The 15,635-nt window shown below is 43.9% G+C and carries 11 protein-coding genes; all 11 read left to right on the top strand.

Annotated elements, in window-relative coordinates:
- Positions 1–228 precede the first annotated feature (228 nt).
- On the top strand, positions 229–2,880 hold the full coding sequence (topA, locus tag HWQ41_RS04940) for a type I DNA topoisomerase (protein ID WP_292760365.1): 2,652 nt from the start codon (positions 229–231) through the stop codon (positions 2,878–2,880).
- A 377-nt stretch (positions 2,881–3,257) separates the two neighbouring features.
- Entirely contained in the window at positions 3,258–3,398 is a 141-nt protein-coding gene (locus HWQ41_RS04935; protein ID WP_292760363.1) for a hypothetical protein, read from the top strand.
- Positions 3,399–3,420: 22 nt separating this feature from the next.
- Positions 3,421–3,867 carry a type II 3-dehydroquinate dehydratase gene (aroQ, locus tag HWQ41_RS04930; protein WP_292760367.1) on the top strand — a complete coding sequence of 149 codons (447 nt, stop codon included), beginning with the start codon at positions 3,421–3,423 and terminating at the stop codon, positions 3,865–3,867.
- Between the two features lie 84 nt (positions 3,868–3,951).
- Complete coding sequence (locus HWQ41_RS04925) at positions 3,952–4,896, top strand: ADP-ribosylglycohydrolase family protein (RefSeq protein WP_292760362.1); 945 nt, start codon at positions 3,952–3,954, stop codon at positions 4,894–4,896.
- Positions 4,897–5,398: 502 nt separating this feature from the next.
- Positions 5,399–8,158: an HD family phosphohydrolase gene (locus HWQ41_RS04920; protein WP_292760361.1), complete on the top strand. Its 2,760-nt coding sequence runs from the start codon at positions 5,399–5,401 to the stop codon at positions 8,156–8,158.
- Positions 8,139–8,387 (top strand): putative toxin-antitoxin system toxin component, PIN family, encoded by a 249-nt coding sequence (locus HWQ41_RS04915; protein WP_292760359.1) that lies wholly within the window; start codon positions 8,139–8,141, stop codon positions 8,385–8,387. The genes HWQ41_RS04920 and HWQ41_RS04915 overlap by 20 nt, the downstream gene beginning before the upstream one ends.
- A gap of 254 nt (positions 8,388–8,641) precedes the next feature.
- Complete coding sequence (locus HWQ41_RS04910) at positions 8,642–8,860, top strand: toxin-antitoxin system HicB family antitoxin (RefSeq protein ID WP_292760357.1); 219 nt, start codon at positions 8,642–8,644, stop codon at positions 8,858–8,860.
- 340 nt (positions 8,861–9,200) lie between these two features.
- A complete protein-coding gene (locus HWQ41_RS04905; RefSeq protein WP_292760355.1) occupies positions 9,201–9,680 on the top strand; it encodes a hypothetical protein in 480 nt (159 codons plus the stop codon).
- Between the two features lie 870 nt (positions 9,681–10,550).
- Positions 10,551–12,191 (top strand): adenylate/guanylate cyclase domain-containing protein, encoded by a 1,641-nt coding sequence (locus HWQ41_RS04900; protein ID WP_292760353.1) that lies wholly within the window; start codon positions 10,551–10,553, stop codon positions 12,189–12,191.
- Positions 12,192–12,435: 244 nt separating this feature from the next.
- Positions 12,436–13,803: an NAD-dependent succinate-semialdehyde dehydrogenase gene (locus HWQ41_RS04895; protein WP_292760352.1), complete on the top strand. Its 1,368-nt coding sequence runs from the start codon at positions 12,436–12,438 to the stop codon at positions 13,801–13,803.
- A 96-nt stretch (positions 13,804–13,899) separates the two neighbouring features.
- Positions 13,900–15,543: an acetolactate synthase large subunit gene (locus HWQ41_RS04890; RefSeq protein WP_292760351.1), complete on the top strand. Its 1,644-nt coding sequence runs from the start codon at positions 13,900–13,902 to the stop codon at positions 15,541–15,543.
- Positions 15,544–15,635: the final 92 nt, after the last annotated feature.

The following is a 15,635-nucleotide window of genomic DNA, read 5'->3' as shown; positions in this document are numbered from 1 at the left end:
GCGTTAGATAAGTTAAAGATTGAAATAGCTGGAAATTCAGATCCAGCGTACTCTCATTTATCCTCTGGGACAGGCTGGGCCATAAGTTCAGCGCATTTTCTCCCAAGCAGGCAGTTTATGTGAGGATTAAATCACCGCCCTAAGCGTGACCTTTTATCTTGACAATTTGCAAAAATTACCTCAATTTGACTGTTTAGCTTAGCAGCTATTCTTTTTTTTGAAATTTCCATGTCAACTCTCGTCATCGTCGAATCTCCAACCAAAGCTCGTACCATTCGCAACTACCTGCCATCAGGCTATCGGGTGGAGGCGTCTATGGGTCATGTGCGTGACCTACCCCAGTCGGCTAGTGAAATTCCCGCTGCCGTCAAAGGGGAATCATGGGCGCAGCTAGGGGTAAATGTGGACGCCGACTTTGAACCGGTATATGTTGTCCCGAAAGACAAAAAGAAAATTGTCACCCAGCTCAAAGAAGCCCTCAAGGATGTAGATGAACTGATTCTGGCAACGGACGAAGACCGGGAAGGTGAAAGCATTAGTTGGCATTTATACCAATTGCTGAAGCCAAAAGTTCCGACTAAGCGGATGGTGTTTCACGAAATTACTGAAGACGCGATTAAAAAAGCGTTGAAAAACTGCCGCAATATCGATGAGCAGTTGGTTCGCGCTCAAGAAACGCGGCGCATTTTAGATCGATTGGTGGGCTATACCCTGTCTCCCCTGCTATGGAAAAAAATCGCCTGGGGATTATCTGCTGGGCGAGTGCAATCTGTAGCCGTGCGACTTTTAGTCACTAGGGAACGCCAACGCCGCGCTTTCCATGAGGGTACGTACTGGGATTTGAAAGCCAGTTTGTCAAAGGAAAAAACCCCCTTTGCTGCCCAACTGGTAACACTGGGAGGAGCCAAAATAGCTAACGGCAGCGATTTTGACGCAGCGACCGGACAAATTACCGCAGGTCGCAATGTCTTGTTGCTAAACGTTGACCAAGCGGTAGCGCTCAAGGAACGCCTAACTGGAAAAACCTGGAGTGTTAACGACATCGAGGAACGCCCGGTGACGCGCAAACCCTCGCCACCGTTCACCACCTCGACATTGCAACAAGAATCTAACCGAAAACTGCGCCTCTCAGCCCGTGACACGATGCGGGTTGCCCAGAATTTGTACGAGCAGGGGTATATTACCTATATGCGGACAGATTCGGTGCATTTGTCAGATCAGGCGATCGCAGCTGCTCGAAGTTGTGTAGAAAAGCTCTATGGTAAACAATACCTCAGTCCCCAACCTCGGCAATACACCACCAAATCCAAAGGCGCACAAGAGGCACACGAAGCAATTCGTCCAGCAGGTAGCAGCTTCCGCACTCCCCAAGAAACTGCTTTGGGCGGTCGGGAACTTGCCGTTTACGATTTGATTTGGAAGCGGACTGTCGCTTGTCAAATGGCTGATTCTCGCCAAACTCAAATTAGCGTGCAATTGCAAGTCGAGGACGCGGGATTTCGTTCTTCTGGCAAACGGATTGAATTTCCCGGATATTTACGTGCCTACGTTGAAGGCTCAGACGACCCGGAAGCAGCACTGGAAGACCAGGAAGTAATTTTGCCGAATCTGAAAGTGGGAGATCATCCCAATTGTACAGAGCTAGAAGCAGTTGGACACGAAACCCAACCGCCAGCTAGGTACACCGAAGCGACTTTGGTGAAAACCTTAGAAAGCGAAGGTATCGGTCGTCCCAGTACCTACGCCAGCATCATTGGCACGATCATCGACAAGGGTTACGCCCAATTGGTGACTAACGCTCTCATTCCCACCTTCACCGCTTTCGCCGTCACCGACTTGCTGGAAAAACATTTTCCAGACATCGTTGATCCCAGCTTTACCTCGAAGATGGAGCAAACCCTCGATGACATTGCCACAGGTGAAGTAAAATGGCTACCCTACTTGCGGGAATTCTATCTGGGGGAGAAAGGGCTGGAAACCCTAGTTAGAGAACAAGAAAGTCAAATTGATGCCACCAAAGCTAGGACTGTAGTACTGGAGAATCTAGATGCCAAAGTCCGCATTGGTAAATATGGCCCCTACATTGAAGTCGAAAATGGTAACGGAGTTGTCACCGCCTCAATTCCCAAAGACCTGACACCAGCTGACCTCGACCCCAAACAGGTAGAAGTATTGCTGCGGCAAAAAACCACAGGCCCTGACCAGGTAGGTCGGCATCCCGAAACTGGCGAACCGATTTATGTGAAAATTGGTGCTTATGGGCCCTATGTCCAATTGGGTGACAAAACCGACGAAAACCCCAAACCCAAACAAGCCTCCCTACTCAAAGGAGTCACCCCAGAAACCGTTACCCTGGAAATGGCTGTTGGTCTGTTGGCACTACCCCGAACATTGGGAGTTCATCCAGTCACTGCCGGCAAAATCCAAGCAAGTTTGGGGCGCTTTGGCCCTTATGTGGTTCATGACCAGGGTAAGGAGGGGAAAGACTACCGTTCCCTGAAAGCTACTGATAATGTATTGACAATTACTCTTGAACGTGCATTGGAATTATTGTCCGAGCCAAAAAAGGGACGTAGTTCCACCAACAGCAAGTCCAAGGCAGCCTTACGCGAATTGGGTACGCATCCAGAGGACGGCGAAACAATTAACATCTACGATGGCCCCTATGGCCCTTACATCAAACATGGCAAAACTAATGTGAGTATCCCAGAAGGTCAATCGGTAGAAGATGTAACCCTGGCTGCGGCACTGAACTTGTTAGCAGCTAAGGCATCGGAGGGGAAATCGACTCGCAAAACGAGTAAATCAACGAGTTCCAAATCTAAGTCAACTGCTAAGTCATCAACGACTGCTGCGAAAAAAAAGGGCACAGAAGGTTAATTGCAACTCAGCTAATTTTGGATTTTAGATTTACAATTTTAGATTTTAGATTTATTTCGCCTACAAGTGGCGGGGCCTGAACCCCAAAATTCTTTTAATCCAAAATCCAAAATCTAAAATTCGTAGTCAAGAGTCCAAAGTCCGATCCTTAACTCTTGACCCTTGATCTCCATCCTTGATAGGATGAAGTTCGGTAGGTTGCAAGTGTGATACTCTAAAAAGTAAGGGAGAACACAACGCCAAATTTTAGAAGTGGCTTATGTCCGAAATAGGGGATTGTGTTTCAGCCCGATTGGAAGCCAGAGGTGCGAAAATATGCCATTTTCTGCGTACCTGTTAATCAAAAATTGAGGTAGTATCTCAGGAGCGGTCAGTTCATGGACTATATAGAAAAGGTGCTGGAAAAGCTTAAGGAATTAGCTCGTAGGCTAATTGAGAGCCTGTTAGGGCCAGATGCTGAACCGGAACCGGAACTGATTCCGATTCCTGTGAACGATCGCTCGCGCCGTCGCCACTAGCCCGAAAGTGCTGAACTCGACGTTGCAACCCTTAAGCATTCTGGCACTGCATGGGCCAAACTTAAATTTGCTAGGACAGCGAGAACCAGGAATTTATGGTTCGTTGACACTAGCTGAAATTAACCGCCTGTTAGAAGAAGAAGGATTCAAGTTACAGGCGAAAGTTTTTTCTATGCAGTCAAATCATGAAGGAATTTTGGTAGATACTATTCATGGCGCATTCGGACAATATCAGGGAATTTTGATTAATGCCGGGGCATATACGCATACAAGTGTGGCATTGCGAGATGCGATCGCTGCTGTTAACTTGCCCACAGTAGAAGTACATCTGAGTAATATTTACCGCCGGGAAGATTTTCGCCATCATTCGTACATCGCCCCAGTCGCGATCGGGCAGATAAGTGGTTTTGGCGTCCAAAGTTACTTGTTGGGCTTACAAGCACTAGTGAATCATTTAAGAAGCATATAAGCATGAAAAACGAATTGATTTTAGACTTTAGATTTTGGGTTAAATTCTTCAATCCAAAATCCAAAATCCAAAATCCAAAATTCTATGCGTTACTCTCCTATAAGTCGGTTTAAAGGTACTTTACTCGGAGCATTCCTGGGGGAAAGTTTAGGCTCTGGTGGTGAAATACAGTTTCAGAGTTACCCAGATTTGGGCATAATGGCGGTTCTGGGTACCCAGAGTTTGATTGCGTTGGGTAGATTAGATTTAGATGATTGGATAGGCCGTCAGCAACAAGAATCTCTTCATTTAGCAGCAACTGATGACATATCAATAAAAATAATTATTGCCACACTACCAGTAGCACTTTTTTTTCACGAAAATCCAATTAAGCTCCGACAAAATTTGCTACATCTGCTAAAAATCTGGGAGGATGACCCATTAGTACGGGATGCAACACTAGCAGTAGGATATGCGATCGCTCTTGCCCTAACTGAAAAACTCGACCCTCTAACCCTTATCCCGCAAACAATTTCTTTTCTCGGAGAAACACCGACATCAATACCAAAAAATTTATTAAGAGTCCAGAATTTATTAGAGCAAGGGGCTGGATTGTCAAGGGCGCAAGCTGAGTTTGCTAGGGAAGAAAAACTCAGTAACATTATTCCTATGGCATTTTACTGCTTTTTGAGTACCTTGGAAGATTTTCGCCTTGCAGTTTTGCAGGCTACTCACAATGGCAATTCTAAAGTGCAAGATGCTACGCCTCTTAGTTTACAGGCTACAGGTGCAATTACTGGTGCTTTATCAGGAGCATATAACAGTACAAGTGGAATTCCCGTAAATTGGCAAGTCTTGCTCTTGCAGAGGAGTTCTCCAGCATGGGGACTAACTAACTTTTCCCAAATGTTAAAATTAACCGATGCATTTGTGGCGGTGTGGTCAGGAGTGTATGATCTTGACTTAAATCCAAGGGAGTTAACAGAGGAGGGATGTGAGGTGGCTTTGCTTTCAGTTTACGCAGCTCCTCGCGTTATTCGGTCGCGTTAACAATAATTCGTAATTCGTAATTACGAATTGTTAATTAGCAGCCGCAGCAGAGCAAATTTCCCTGATGATTGTCTTTTTTTTGTAGCTCTCAAAGTTGGCAATTGCAGGCAGAGCAATACTAAATTGTTCAAAACCTAACTAAAACTATCTAACCTTCACAGAATTAAGCGAGTTTAGTAGTTAAATATAATTAAAGCCGAAAACCAAGGCTTTAATATCTGGTTTGTAAACCACGGTCGAGTCAAAACTAGCGAGCCTGTAAAAAGGTCTTTCCGGGAGTACCCCGGAGGTTAAATTTGCTGAAAATAATGGGTGTCCGATGGCTAAAAGTTTCAACAAATTGCTTGAGTATTAGAAAGATAGGGTGGGCTACACCCAAATTTATGCTTGTGGACTGTTGGAGCCGACTCCCTTGGTTGAAGCAAGAAGCAGACCCTCTAAAGGAAACTTTAGTTGAATGACTAGCTTTTAAAAAGTTTAGTCAAGTTTTGTGTAGCAGATAATGAAAATGCAGCAATTTTTGCAGTTATTGAACCAGCAATTGACTCACTGGCGGCGACAGTACAAAGCACTACGCCGTAAGGGAAAGTTAATTAGAAGTCCCAAAGGCAAAAGCCATAGAAGGGAACTTCTAAGGACTATGCTCAAGAATGTACTCCTATTTTTATCAAAAACCAATGAGAAAAGCAATCGCCGAAAACAAGAAAGAGCGCTAAGGTCAAAGGCAAAATCGGTCAAAACTAATAGTAGTATTTATGCAGTCGGTTTAGACTGGGCACATGAACAGCGTTTCTCGGTGATTTTGGCGATCGCTGTAGTGTCCCTCACCGGTGTTATTGGGCATAAATTATACAACCAGACGCAACTCCAAGTAGGACATCCCGCGCCCCAGACAATTACAGCGCCTTACACAGCTAGCATCGAAGATCAGAAAAAAACAGAAGCCGAGCGCAAAGCCGTCAGTAAAAGCTCCTTACAAATGTTGATGGTTGATGCGCGAATGAACGAACAAATCAACGAAAATTTGCAAAAACTTCTGGATGATGGCAATCAAATTCGCGCTATTGCTGGAGCTTTTCCTTTTTTTGATCCTGTAGTTTTATCCATCTCTACCCAGCGTTACCTCCGCTCTTGTGCTGACTCGGAATGGCAAGCACTGCTAGTAGGTATAGAAAATAGTAAAAATCAGCAGAAGAAAGGAACAGGACAAACCGCCGCCTCATCCCGTCCATCATCTATAGCTGCACCCAATCAGTCACGCCAGCCGCGTACAACACCATCTAAATCTGATTCCCAGAGTCCACAGGTAAAGCCACAGAAAACAGAGTCAGTTGATTTTTCTCAAAACACTGACTTTACTCAAGCAAAAGCAGAACTAGAATCTTACCGTCTCATAACTTCTGAGAAAAGCTTGTCCTTACTGATTGCCCAAATTTCCCAAACGCGCCAAAGATACACGCAAGCCACTACCAAACTTTTACAAGAGACTGTTAGCCCAGAAGCAGTATACGAGGAATCCCTGCTTTTGGATTTGTCAGATGTGGAGTGGGAAAAAACGCAAATGGGAATCCATCAGAGTACAGAGCGGATTCTCACCCAAGGCATCCCACAGGGACTGCCAAAAAATATCTTACAGGATGCGGTGAGTTTACAATTGCAGACCTTTGTACCAGAATCCGCCGAAACTTTGGCAAAGAACCTCTTGTTAGCTGTACTCAAGCCGAATCTGCAAAAAGATGAAGAACAAACGAGACAAAACGCTCAAAAGGCTGCTGCTGAGGTGCCACCCGTGATGGTGAAGGTACGGCATGGTGAGGTGATTGTCAAAAAAGGAGAGCAGATTACTGTATGGAACTTTGAGGTACTGGAGCATTATCACCTGATTCGCCGGGAGGTAAAGTGGCAGGAGTTGGTGAAGCTAGGAGGTGTTATTGCGATCGCCATTAGCATTTTTGTCTGGGTAGAACGGCATATCGATTACGAATTGCGACAACGCGATCGCCTATTGGTATTATTGCTGACTCTGAGTGTGCCAGGAGTGATCACGATCGGATTACCTTATACCACCTGGAGTGCCCTTAGTTTATTGTTGGGAAGCTTTTACGGCCCCACTTTGGGCTTGACAGTTGTCGGACTGCTGTTACCGATATTAGGCATTAGCTTGGATATGAGTAAGGCTGCGCTTTTAGCTGGTGTCGGGGGAGGAATATTAGGTAGTTACATAGCACAAAGATTGCGATCGCGTGAAGAGTTGGCATTATTGGGTGTTGCGATCGCCTTAACTCAGGGCGGCATTTACCTGATTGTTAAAATCTTAATTGGTGAAGCATTTGGTTCAACCTGGTATATCGTCCTCCGAGAAGCCGGATTGTTTGCTTTATCCGGCTTAGGCTGGAGTGTTGTTGCCTTGGGCTTGAGTCCTTATCTGGAAAAAGTTTTTGATTTAGTTACCCCAATCCGTCTAGCAGAGTTGGCGAACCCTAACCGCCCTTTATTAAAACGACTCGCTACTGAAACTCCTGGAACTTTTCAACATACCTTACTTGTGGCTACCCTTGCCGAAGCTGCTGCCAAAGAACTAGGATGCAATGTTGAACTAGTCAGGGCTGGAACATTATATCACGATATTGGCAAAATGCACGACCCCCTTAGCTTTATTGAAAATCAAATGGGGGGGCCGAATAAACATGATACAGAAATTAAAGACCCTTGGAAGAGTGCAGAAATTATTAAAAAGCACGTAACTGAAGGGTTGGTGATGGCGCGTAAACACCTTTTGCCTACAGCAATTCAAGCTTTTATTCCAGAACATCAGGGAACGATGCTAATTGCCTATTTCCATCACCAAGCCCAGCAAATGGCTCAGTCAGATCCAAGTTTAACAGTAGACGACGCAGATTTTCGCTACGATGGGCCAATTCCCCAATCACGGGAAACAGGAATTGTCATGTTAGCAGATTCTTGCGAAGCGGCGCTGCGATCGCTCGAAGCGTCAGCTTCGGGTAAGCGTCCCCTTGGCGCAACGTCTCCTTCAGGAGAAGGAAAGCGATCGCTCAAAGATGTCTCCGGCGAACAAGCTTTAACAATGCTTAATAATATCCTGCGTGCCAAATGGCAAGATAATCAACTCGTAGATTCAGGATTAACACGGGAAGAAATGTCACAAATTGCCCAAATATTTGTGGATGTTTGGCAGCAATTTCATCACAAACGGATTGCTTATCCGAAGTTGAAGGCTAGTAGTGTTGTGCGTAATTTGTAATGCGATTATTCAGCGAGAAGAAATTATCGCCAAATGCCCTTTAACGAACGCAGAAATTTCTGCTTTACTCGCATCATTTATGAGCGTAAGTCAATGGATTTATATTTACTACTTATGGCGGCCTAATTTAAAAGATGAAGCTGACAACCACTTAATTGAATTAGCGGTTGCTGGTAATGCTCAAATTATTGCCACTCACAATCAGGACTTACGCATTGACAATAAATAGTAAATATGTATAACGTGAATAACCACATCTTTCGTAGGGGTAAAGCGCATTGCTAAACCCCTACAGCATGGTCTATTTACGATCAAAAAATAATTAATCAAAGCCTGAAACAACCTATTTTTGTTAATGCACATCATGATGATTTTGTACAGTGCGTAAGTCCTAACAATATTAAAGATTTCCAAAATGCTGAATTGTTATTTCCTAAATTATCAATCTTAAAACCCGAAGAAATTATTAGGAGTTAAACAAAAATGGCTACTTTAACTATTCGTTTACCAGATGAAAAACACAACAGATTAAAACAACTTGCTCAAGCCAAAGGCATAAGTGTAAATAAGCTGATTGAAGAACTTTCCACCATAGCTCTAGCAGAATTTGATGCCAATACTAGATTTAAAGCAATGGCTGCAACTGGGAACCCAGAAGAAGGTTTAAGAATACTGGCTAAACTTGATGCTCTGACAGAATAGAAATACCAGTTTTTCTAGGGTAGCTCTATTAATTTGCTTTGTCGAAGTGCGGGCTACACCTACGCGTACCTGCTGATAATCTTGTTAACAGGTTTTTTTTGGGGGTGCGATCGCGGTTTCCCCTTCTTTTTTGCTACCCCAACTCACATCAGCCGTAAAGCACAGTCAATAATTATTTCATATTGACTTAACGAACTTATGACAAACTTATAACAAAAGTATGACTAGACATTTTTACTGAACAGGCTGTTTAAAATAAGGAAATGAAGGAAACTTCTTTAGATGTATATTGGTCATTGAATTGTGACAATCAAGACTCATAAATGAGGAAGTTTATTATATGAATCGGCTTGTTTCTAAGAGCTTACTGGGGTTAGCAGGTATATCATTTTTACTTTGTTCATCTCAATTAGCAATGGCGCTTGTACCTTATAACGTTGCCATTATCCTCAATAGTGGCTCTACCAATACGATTGGTTTCCGCATTTACGTATCACCATCTGGAGAAGTTCATTATGTTGATGGCAGAGGGTCTAATCAAGGTAAATTGTCCGAAAAATTGACGGAAAAGTTTTTCCGCGACCTGAAAGTTGCTGAACCTTTATCTAACTTGTCAATTAGACAAAGTTGCGTCAAATCTGTTTCTTTTGGTACAACTACTACCATTAGGTTAGCTGGTGAGCAGTCGCAAGACATTAGCTGTCCTGGCAATGCTAAAGCTGAACGCTTAGAGAATGACGTTATTGCAATTGCTAAAGCTTTAAACGTAGTTAATGTTCCTAAGAGCCAAGGGAAACCACTGCCACCCCAGAACTTTTAGGCAGTCTTAGGCAGAATGCAGGCGCGACATTTGACTCTTTTTAGCTGGGGTTAGAGAGCCTGTACAAAATAAAGCTGCTCTGGTGCAAATCCAGAGCAGTGTTAGAGGATGTTTGAAAAGTATTAGGTGAATAGAATTCGCTACTACACAAGCTTTCGTCCACCTGCGTGGACTAATAATCAAGGGTTTTCTAACCCACGGAGGTGGGTAAAGTCTCGTGTAGCTGCGACTTGTAGTCGCCAGGGCTAGTAATAAATTAGACTTTTCAAACATCCTCTTAAAAAGAAGAGTTTTAAATGGGATAGGACTTACACATTGACAGACATAACCAAATGTGAATTGCCTCTCGTTACAAGGCTCTGCCTTGTAATGCTCTTGTGTCCGGCTCTGCCTCCCAGTTTGACAGGAGGCAGAGCCTCCCAGTGCTCACATTCCCAGGCAGCAGCCCAGGAACGAGGCAGGGAAAGACTTTTATCTTAATAAGCTTGATATGCAGATGATGCTCAATTTTTAAAGTGCGTAAGTCCTAATGGGAGTAAAGCGGAGTATCTCGCTAGCGATCGCCCTCTGTCCTAATACCGCAGCCAAGTGGCGACTTTTGCCCCTCTGACAACTCTGGGCAGTGCTGAACTCACCGCGCTGGCTCACAAAATTAAAAATTTGGTGGCTCTCCTTGACAAAGGGATTCAAACCCCCACTGAACTAAACCTCTAGCAAAATTGCCTCATTCAATCAACGTAATATCTGTCACATAGAGTTGTCGGAATGCAGTTAACAGTGTCATAAAGAAAAGGTGAAGGTTAACTTTTAGGGTATAACTTACCTTAGAGATGCCTGCACCTCTAGCTTCGATGGGATCGTATCACACTCATGACTGAACTCACGCTACGCCTACAAGAGGGAGATACCGAGACAACGATCACAGTTGATCAAGATGTATTTACAATTGGTCGTTTGCCGGAATGTAACTTGTACTTACCTTTTGCTGGAGTATCCCGCAACCATGCTCGCCTTGTGAAAACGGCTGACGGTGTGTGGACTATTGAGGATCTGGGCAGCAAAAACGGGACGCAAGTCAATAAATATCTTATTAACTATCCCCAAGAGTTACATCACGGCGATATCGTTTGGCTGGGCAATGTTAGCCTGGTAGTGCTGCTCACAAGCCCTATTTCACAATCGACACCTGAGTATCCCGGAACTTCGGACATTAATGAGCAAAGAACAATCCTTCATAATGTCGAACAATTACAACAGCAATGGATCGCAGCTGATAGCAAAGACGACAACATCAATAATAAAGACAAAACCATTGCCCGTCTCAAAGACTTAGTAGACATAGCAAAAAATCTCTGTGCGGCGGCGTCTATAGAAGAGATTTTTTCCCAGGTGCAACAAGTCGTTTTTCGTTACCTTGATAGTATCGAACGCTTGGCATTATTAATTGATGTCAATAGTTGCGGCCAGTTAGAGTTAGTGAACGCTGCCACTAGAAACGTTTCTCAACAGAAACATCTTCCTTCTGATGGTAGTTGGATTAGTCGTAGTATCTGTCAAAAGGTATTTGACGAAAAAGTTGTTATTCAAACGGCTGATACTCATCAAGATGAACGGTTTGCTAGTGAACAGAGTATTTTGGTCAAAGGTATTCGTAGCGCGATGGCGGTGCCTTTATGGGATGAAAATAAAGTTGTGGGCGTACTGTATGCCGATGCCAATCTTTCTTCTTATCATTGGGCAAATGAAGGCGAGGAAGAACTCAGCTTTTTTTCAGCATTAGCAAACCTTGTAGCTTCTAGTGTGCAGCGTTGGCTACTGGTAGAGAAACTCAAAACTGAAGAGATGATTCGTCACCGACTAGAACGTTATCATTCTCCAGCAGTCGTACAGCAGTTGATATCTGTAGGCGGATTACCGGGTGGTCGTTTAGCTCCCACTGAGAGCGAAATCAGTATTTTATTTGCTGATTTGGTTGGCTTTACGGCAATTTCTGAACGGTTAACACCAACTGCGATCGCCCAACTATTAAATAATTTATTTGAAGAAATGCTAAAAGAAGTGTTTGGTGGCGGCGGCACTTTAGATAAGTATATTGGCGATTGTATTATGGCATTTTTTGGCGCTCCAGAACCGCAACTAGATCACGCCGATCGCGCTGTTACTGCTGCCAAGGGAATGCTCACTCGTCTCGAACATCTTAATGCCAATGGTTTTTGGCAAGAACCCCTTCAATTACGTATTGCGATTAATAGCGGTAAGGCTGTGGTGGGAGATGTTGGTAGTTCCCAAAGGGTAGATTATACGGCATTAGGCGCGACGATTAATCTTGCTGCTCGCATGGAAGCAGTTTGTCCCCCTAGTGAATGCGTGATTAGTGAAGTCACCCATAAAATGCTTTCACAACCCTCAGACTTTCAGGAAATGGGAGATTATCGTTTCAAAGGTATTGATCGATTAGTTAAGGTTTATCAGACAAATTTGCAGCAAGTGCCAACAATTATTAGTTATTAGTCATTGGGCATTGGGCATTGGGCATTGGGCATTGGGCATTGGAAAAACAACTAACAAATGACAAATTTATCAGGATAAATACGTAACAAAATAGTATATTTTATTTCAAAAATAATTGCAAAATTGTAATATTAAGCAACTAATTCTGGGCTAAAAGACTAAAATTTGGGTGGTAGCTTCCAGAATTGATCTGTGTAACACTAGGAAGCCTACCTGAAGCTATTTTTTAAGGGGAGGTCAGGTAATGGCGATCGCCACCATTAATCCCGCCACTGGGGAGACGCTTAAAACCTTTGAGCCGCTCAATGATGCTGAAATTACGGCTAAACTCGATTTGGCTAATCAGGCTTTTGAACAGTATCGTCAGACTAGTTTTTTGACGCGATCGCAATGGCTACAAAAGGCAGCTGATATTTTAGAGCAAGACAAAGCAGAATTTGCGAAGTTAATGACTCTAGAAATGGGTAAGCCATTTAAAGCTGCGATCGCCGAAGTCGAAAAATGCGCCGTTGTCTGTCGCTACTATGCCGAACACGCCCCTGGTTTCCTGGCTGATGTCAGTGTAAAAACTGATGCCAGCCAGAGTTTTGTACGTTATCAACCAATGGGTGCGATTCTCGCGGTGATGCCGTGGAATTTCCCTTTTTGGCAAGTGTTCCGCTTTGCTGCACCAGCATTGATGGCGGGAAATGTCGGCTTACTCAAACACGCTTCCAATGTGCCGCAGTGCGCCTTGGCAATTGAAGATATTATCCGACGGGCAGGTTTTCCTGAAGGTGCGTTTCAAACTCTGTTAATAGGCGCTGCTAAAGTTGCCGATTTAATGGCTGATGATCGGGTAAAAGCTGCCACCTTGACCGGAAGCGAACCAGCAGGCGCATCCCTCGCCGCCGCCGCCGGCAAACAAATTAAAAAAACAGTTTTGGAATTAGGAGGAAGTGACCCGTTTATTGTGTTAGAAAGTGCTGACTTAGAGACAGCAGTTGTCACAGCTACTACAGCGCGGATGTTGAATAACGGGCAATCATGTATTGCAGCGAAACGTTTTATTATCGCAGAAGCGATCGCAGATAAATTTGAAAAATTGCTTTTAGAAAAATTTGAGGCGCTGAAAGTAGGCGATCCCATGCAACCAGATACCGATTTAGGCCCACTGGCAACTCCTGGTATTCTTCAGGATTTAGATCAGCAAGTGCAAGATGCCATCAGCAGTGGTGGTAAAGTCCTCACCGGTGGACATCCTTTATCAGATCGTCCTGGTAACTTTTATCCGCCAACGATTATCATAGATATCCCCACTGATACACCAATTGCCAAAGAAGAATTTTTTGGCCCAGTAGCCTTGTTATTCCGGGTTCCAGATATCGATGCTGCCATTAAACTCGCCAATGACTCACCTTTTGGCTTAGGTGCAAGTGCTTGGACAACCAACGACCAAGAGAGCGATCGCTTAGTTGAGGAAATCGAAGCAGGTGCCGTGTTTATCAACAGTATGGTCAAATCTGATCCCCGATTGCCATTTGGTGGTATTAAGCGTTCTGGATATGGCAGAGAATTGAGTATCCAAGGTATACATGAGTTTGTCAACGTTAAAACCGTGTGGGTTAAATGATTAGTCATTAGTCATTGGTCATTGGTCATTAGCCAAAAAAATGACAAATGACTAATGACGAAGGACAAATGACTAAATAAATAGTTAGGAAATAAAATGAATACAGCAGAATTATTGGTGCAGTGCCTAGAAAATGAAGGAGTGCAATATATTTTTGGACTCCCTGGTGAAGAAAATCTGCACGTTTTGGAAGCGCTAAAACATTCTTCGATTAAATTTATTACGACTCGTCATGAACAGGGTGCAGCATTCATGGCCGATGTCTACGGACGCCTAACCGGAAAAGCCGGAGTCTGTCTTTCTACTCTTGGGCCTGGGGCAACCAACTTGATGACTGGGGTAGCAGATGCTAACCTCGATGGTGCGCCCTTAGTGGCGATTACTGGTCAAGTGGGAACAGATAGAATGCATATTGAATCCCATCAATATTTAGATTTGGTGGCAATGTTTGCACCTGTTACCAAGTGGAATAAGCAGATTGTGCGACCGAGTATTACACCAGAAGTAGTACGGAAAGCATTTAAGCGATCGCAATCCGAAAAACCTGGTGCAGTTCACATTGATTTGCCAGAAAATATTGCTGCCATGCCCGTCGAAGGCAAACCTTTGCGTAAGGATAGTGGCGAAAAAACTTATGCATCTTTTGCTAGCATTCGAGCAGCTGCTGCTGCAATTTGCCAAGCAGTTAACCCATTAATCTTAGTCGGAAATGGGGCAATTCGCGCTCATGCAAGTGATGCAGTCACGCAATTTGCCACCTTGCTGAATATACCTGTTGCCAATACTTTTATGGGTAAAGGCGTAATTCCCTACACACATCAATTAGCTTTGTGGTCAGTGGGATTACAGCAAAGAGATTTTATTACCTGTGGCTTTGATAACACAGATTTAGTAATTGCGATCGGCTATGATTTGATTGAGTTTTCCCCCAAGAAATGGAATCGTAATGGTGAAATTCCCATTGTGCATATTGGGGTAAGTCCGGCAGAGATTGATAGTAGTTATATTCCCAACGCCGAAGTAGTGGGAGATATTTCCGATTCCCTTTATGAAATTTTAAAATTAGCAGACAGACAAGGTAAACCCGATCCCTTTGCCATCAGCTTAAGATCAGAGATTCGCGCTGATTACGAACAGTACGCCCATGATGACGGATTTCCCATCAAGCCGCAAAAGTTAATTTATGACTTACGGCAAGTCATGGGCCCAGATGATATCGTCATCTCTGATGTTGGCGCACATAAGATGTGGATGGCGCGTCATTATCATTGCCATAGCCCCAATACTTGCATAATTTCCAACGGCTTCGCGGCTATGGGTATTGCAATTCCTGGCGCTTTAGCAGCAAAACTTGTTCATCCCAACCGCAAAGTCGTTGCTGTAACAGGCGATGGCGGCTTTATGATGAATTCTCAGGAATTAGAAACAGCCTTGCGTGTTGGTACGCCCTTTGTCACCATAGTTTTTAATGATGGTGGCTATGGGTTAATTGAGTGGAAGCAAGAAAATCAATTTGGCAAAGGAAACTCATCTTTTGTGCATTTTAGCAATCCTGATTTTGTCAAATTCGCCGAAAGCATGGGTTTAAAAGGCTATCGAATTGAATCGGCTCTAGATTTGATTCCTACTTTGAAAGAAGCCCTCGCTCAAGATGTACCCACCGTGATAGATTGTCCCGTAGATTATCGAGAAAATCACCGTTTTAGTCAAAAAGCCGGCGAGTTGACTTGTGCGTTGTAAAAATTAGAGACGCGATTAATCGCGTCTGTACAGGAGTTAGGTTGAGTCGATGGCGGGTATTATCCCGCGCATCTCTCAGTTAAATCTGGGCG

This window comes from Nostoc sp. NOS(2021) (assembly GCF_017115025.1).
Taxonomy (GTDB): Bacteria; Cyanobacteriota; Cyanobacteriia; order Cyanobacteriales; family Nostocaceae; genus Nostoc.
The sequence above is the reverse complement of the archived record's forward strand: the minus strand, read 5'-3'. Positions and strand labels throughout refer to the sequence as shown.

Excerpts from the sequence above, each read along its gene's own strand:
- topA (WP_292760365.1), top strand. The coding sequence starts at position 229 with ATGTCAACTCTCGTCATCGTCGAATCTCCAACCAAAGCTCGTACCATT.
- HWQ41_RS04935 (WP_292760363.1), top strand. The coding sequence starts at position 3,258 with ATGGACTATATAGAAAAGGTGCTGGAAAAGCTTAAGGAATTAGCTCGT.
- HWQ41_RS04925 (WP_292760362.1), top strand. The coding sequence starts at position 3,952 with ATGCGTTACTCTCCTATAAGTCGGTTTAAAGGTACTTTACTCGGAGCA.
- HWQ41_RS04920 (WP_292760361.1), top strand. The coding sequence starts at position 5,399 with ATGAAAATGCAGCAATTTTTGCAGTTATTGAACCAGCAATTGACTCAC.
- HWQ41_RS04910 (WP_292760357.1), top strand. The coding sequence starts at position 8,642 with ATGGCTACTTTAACTATTCGTTTACCAGATGAAAAACACAACAGATTA.
- HWQ41_RS04905 (WP_292760355.1), top strand. The coding sequence starts at position 9,201 with ATGAATCGGCTTGTTTCTAAGAGCTTACTGGGGTTAGCAGGTATATCA.
- HWQ41_RS04900 (WP_292760353.1), top strand. The coding sequence starts at position 10,551 with ATGACTGAACTCACGCTACGCCTACAAGAGGGAGATACCGAGACAACG.
- HWQ41_RS04895 (WP_292760352.1), top strand. The coding sequence starts at position 12,436 with ATGGCGATCGCCACCATTAATCCCGCCACTGGGGAGACGCTTAAAACC.
- HWQ41_RS04890 (WP_292760351.1), top strand. The coding sequence starts at position 13,900 with ATGAATACAGCAGAATTATTGGTGCAGTGCCTAGAAAATGAAGGAGTG.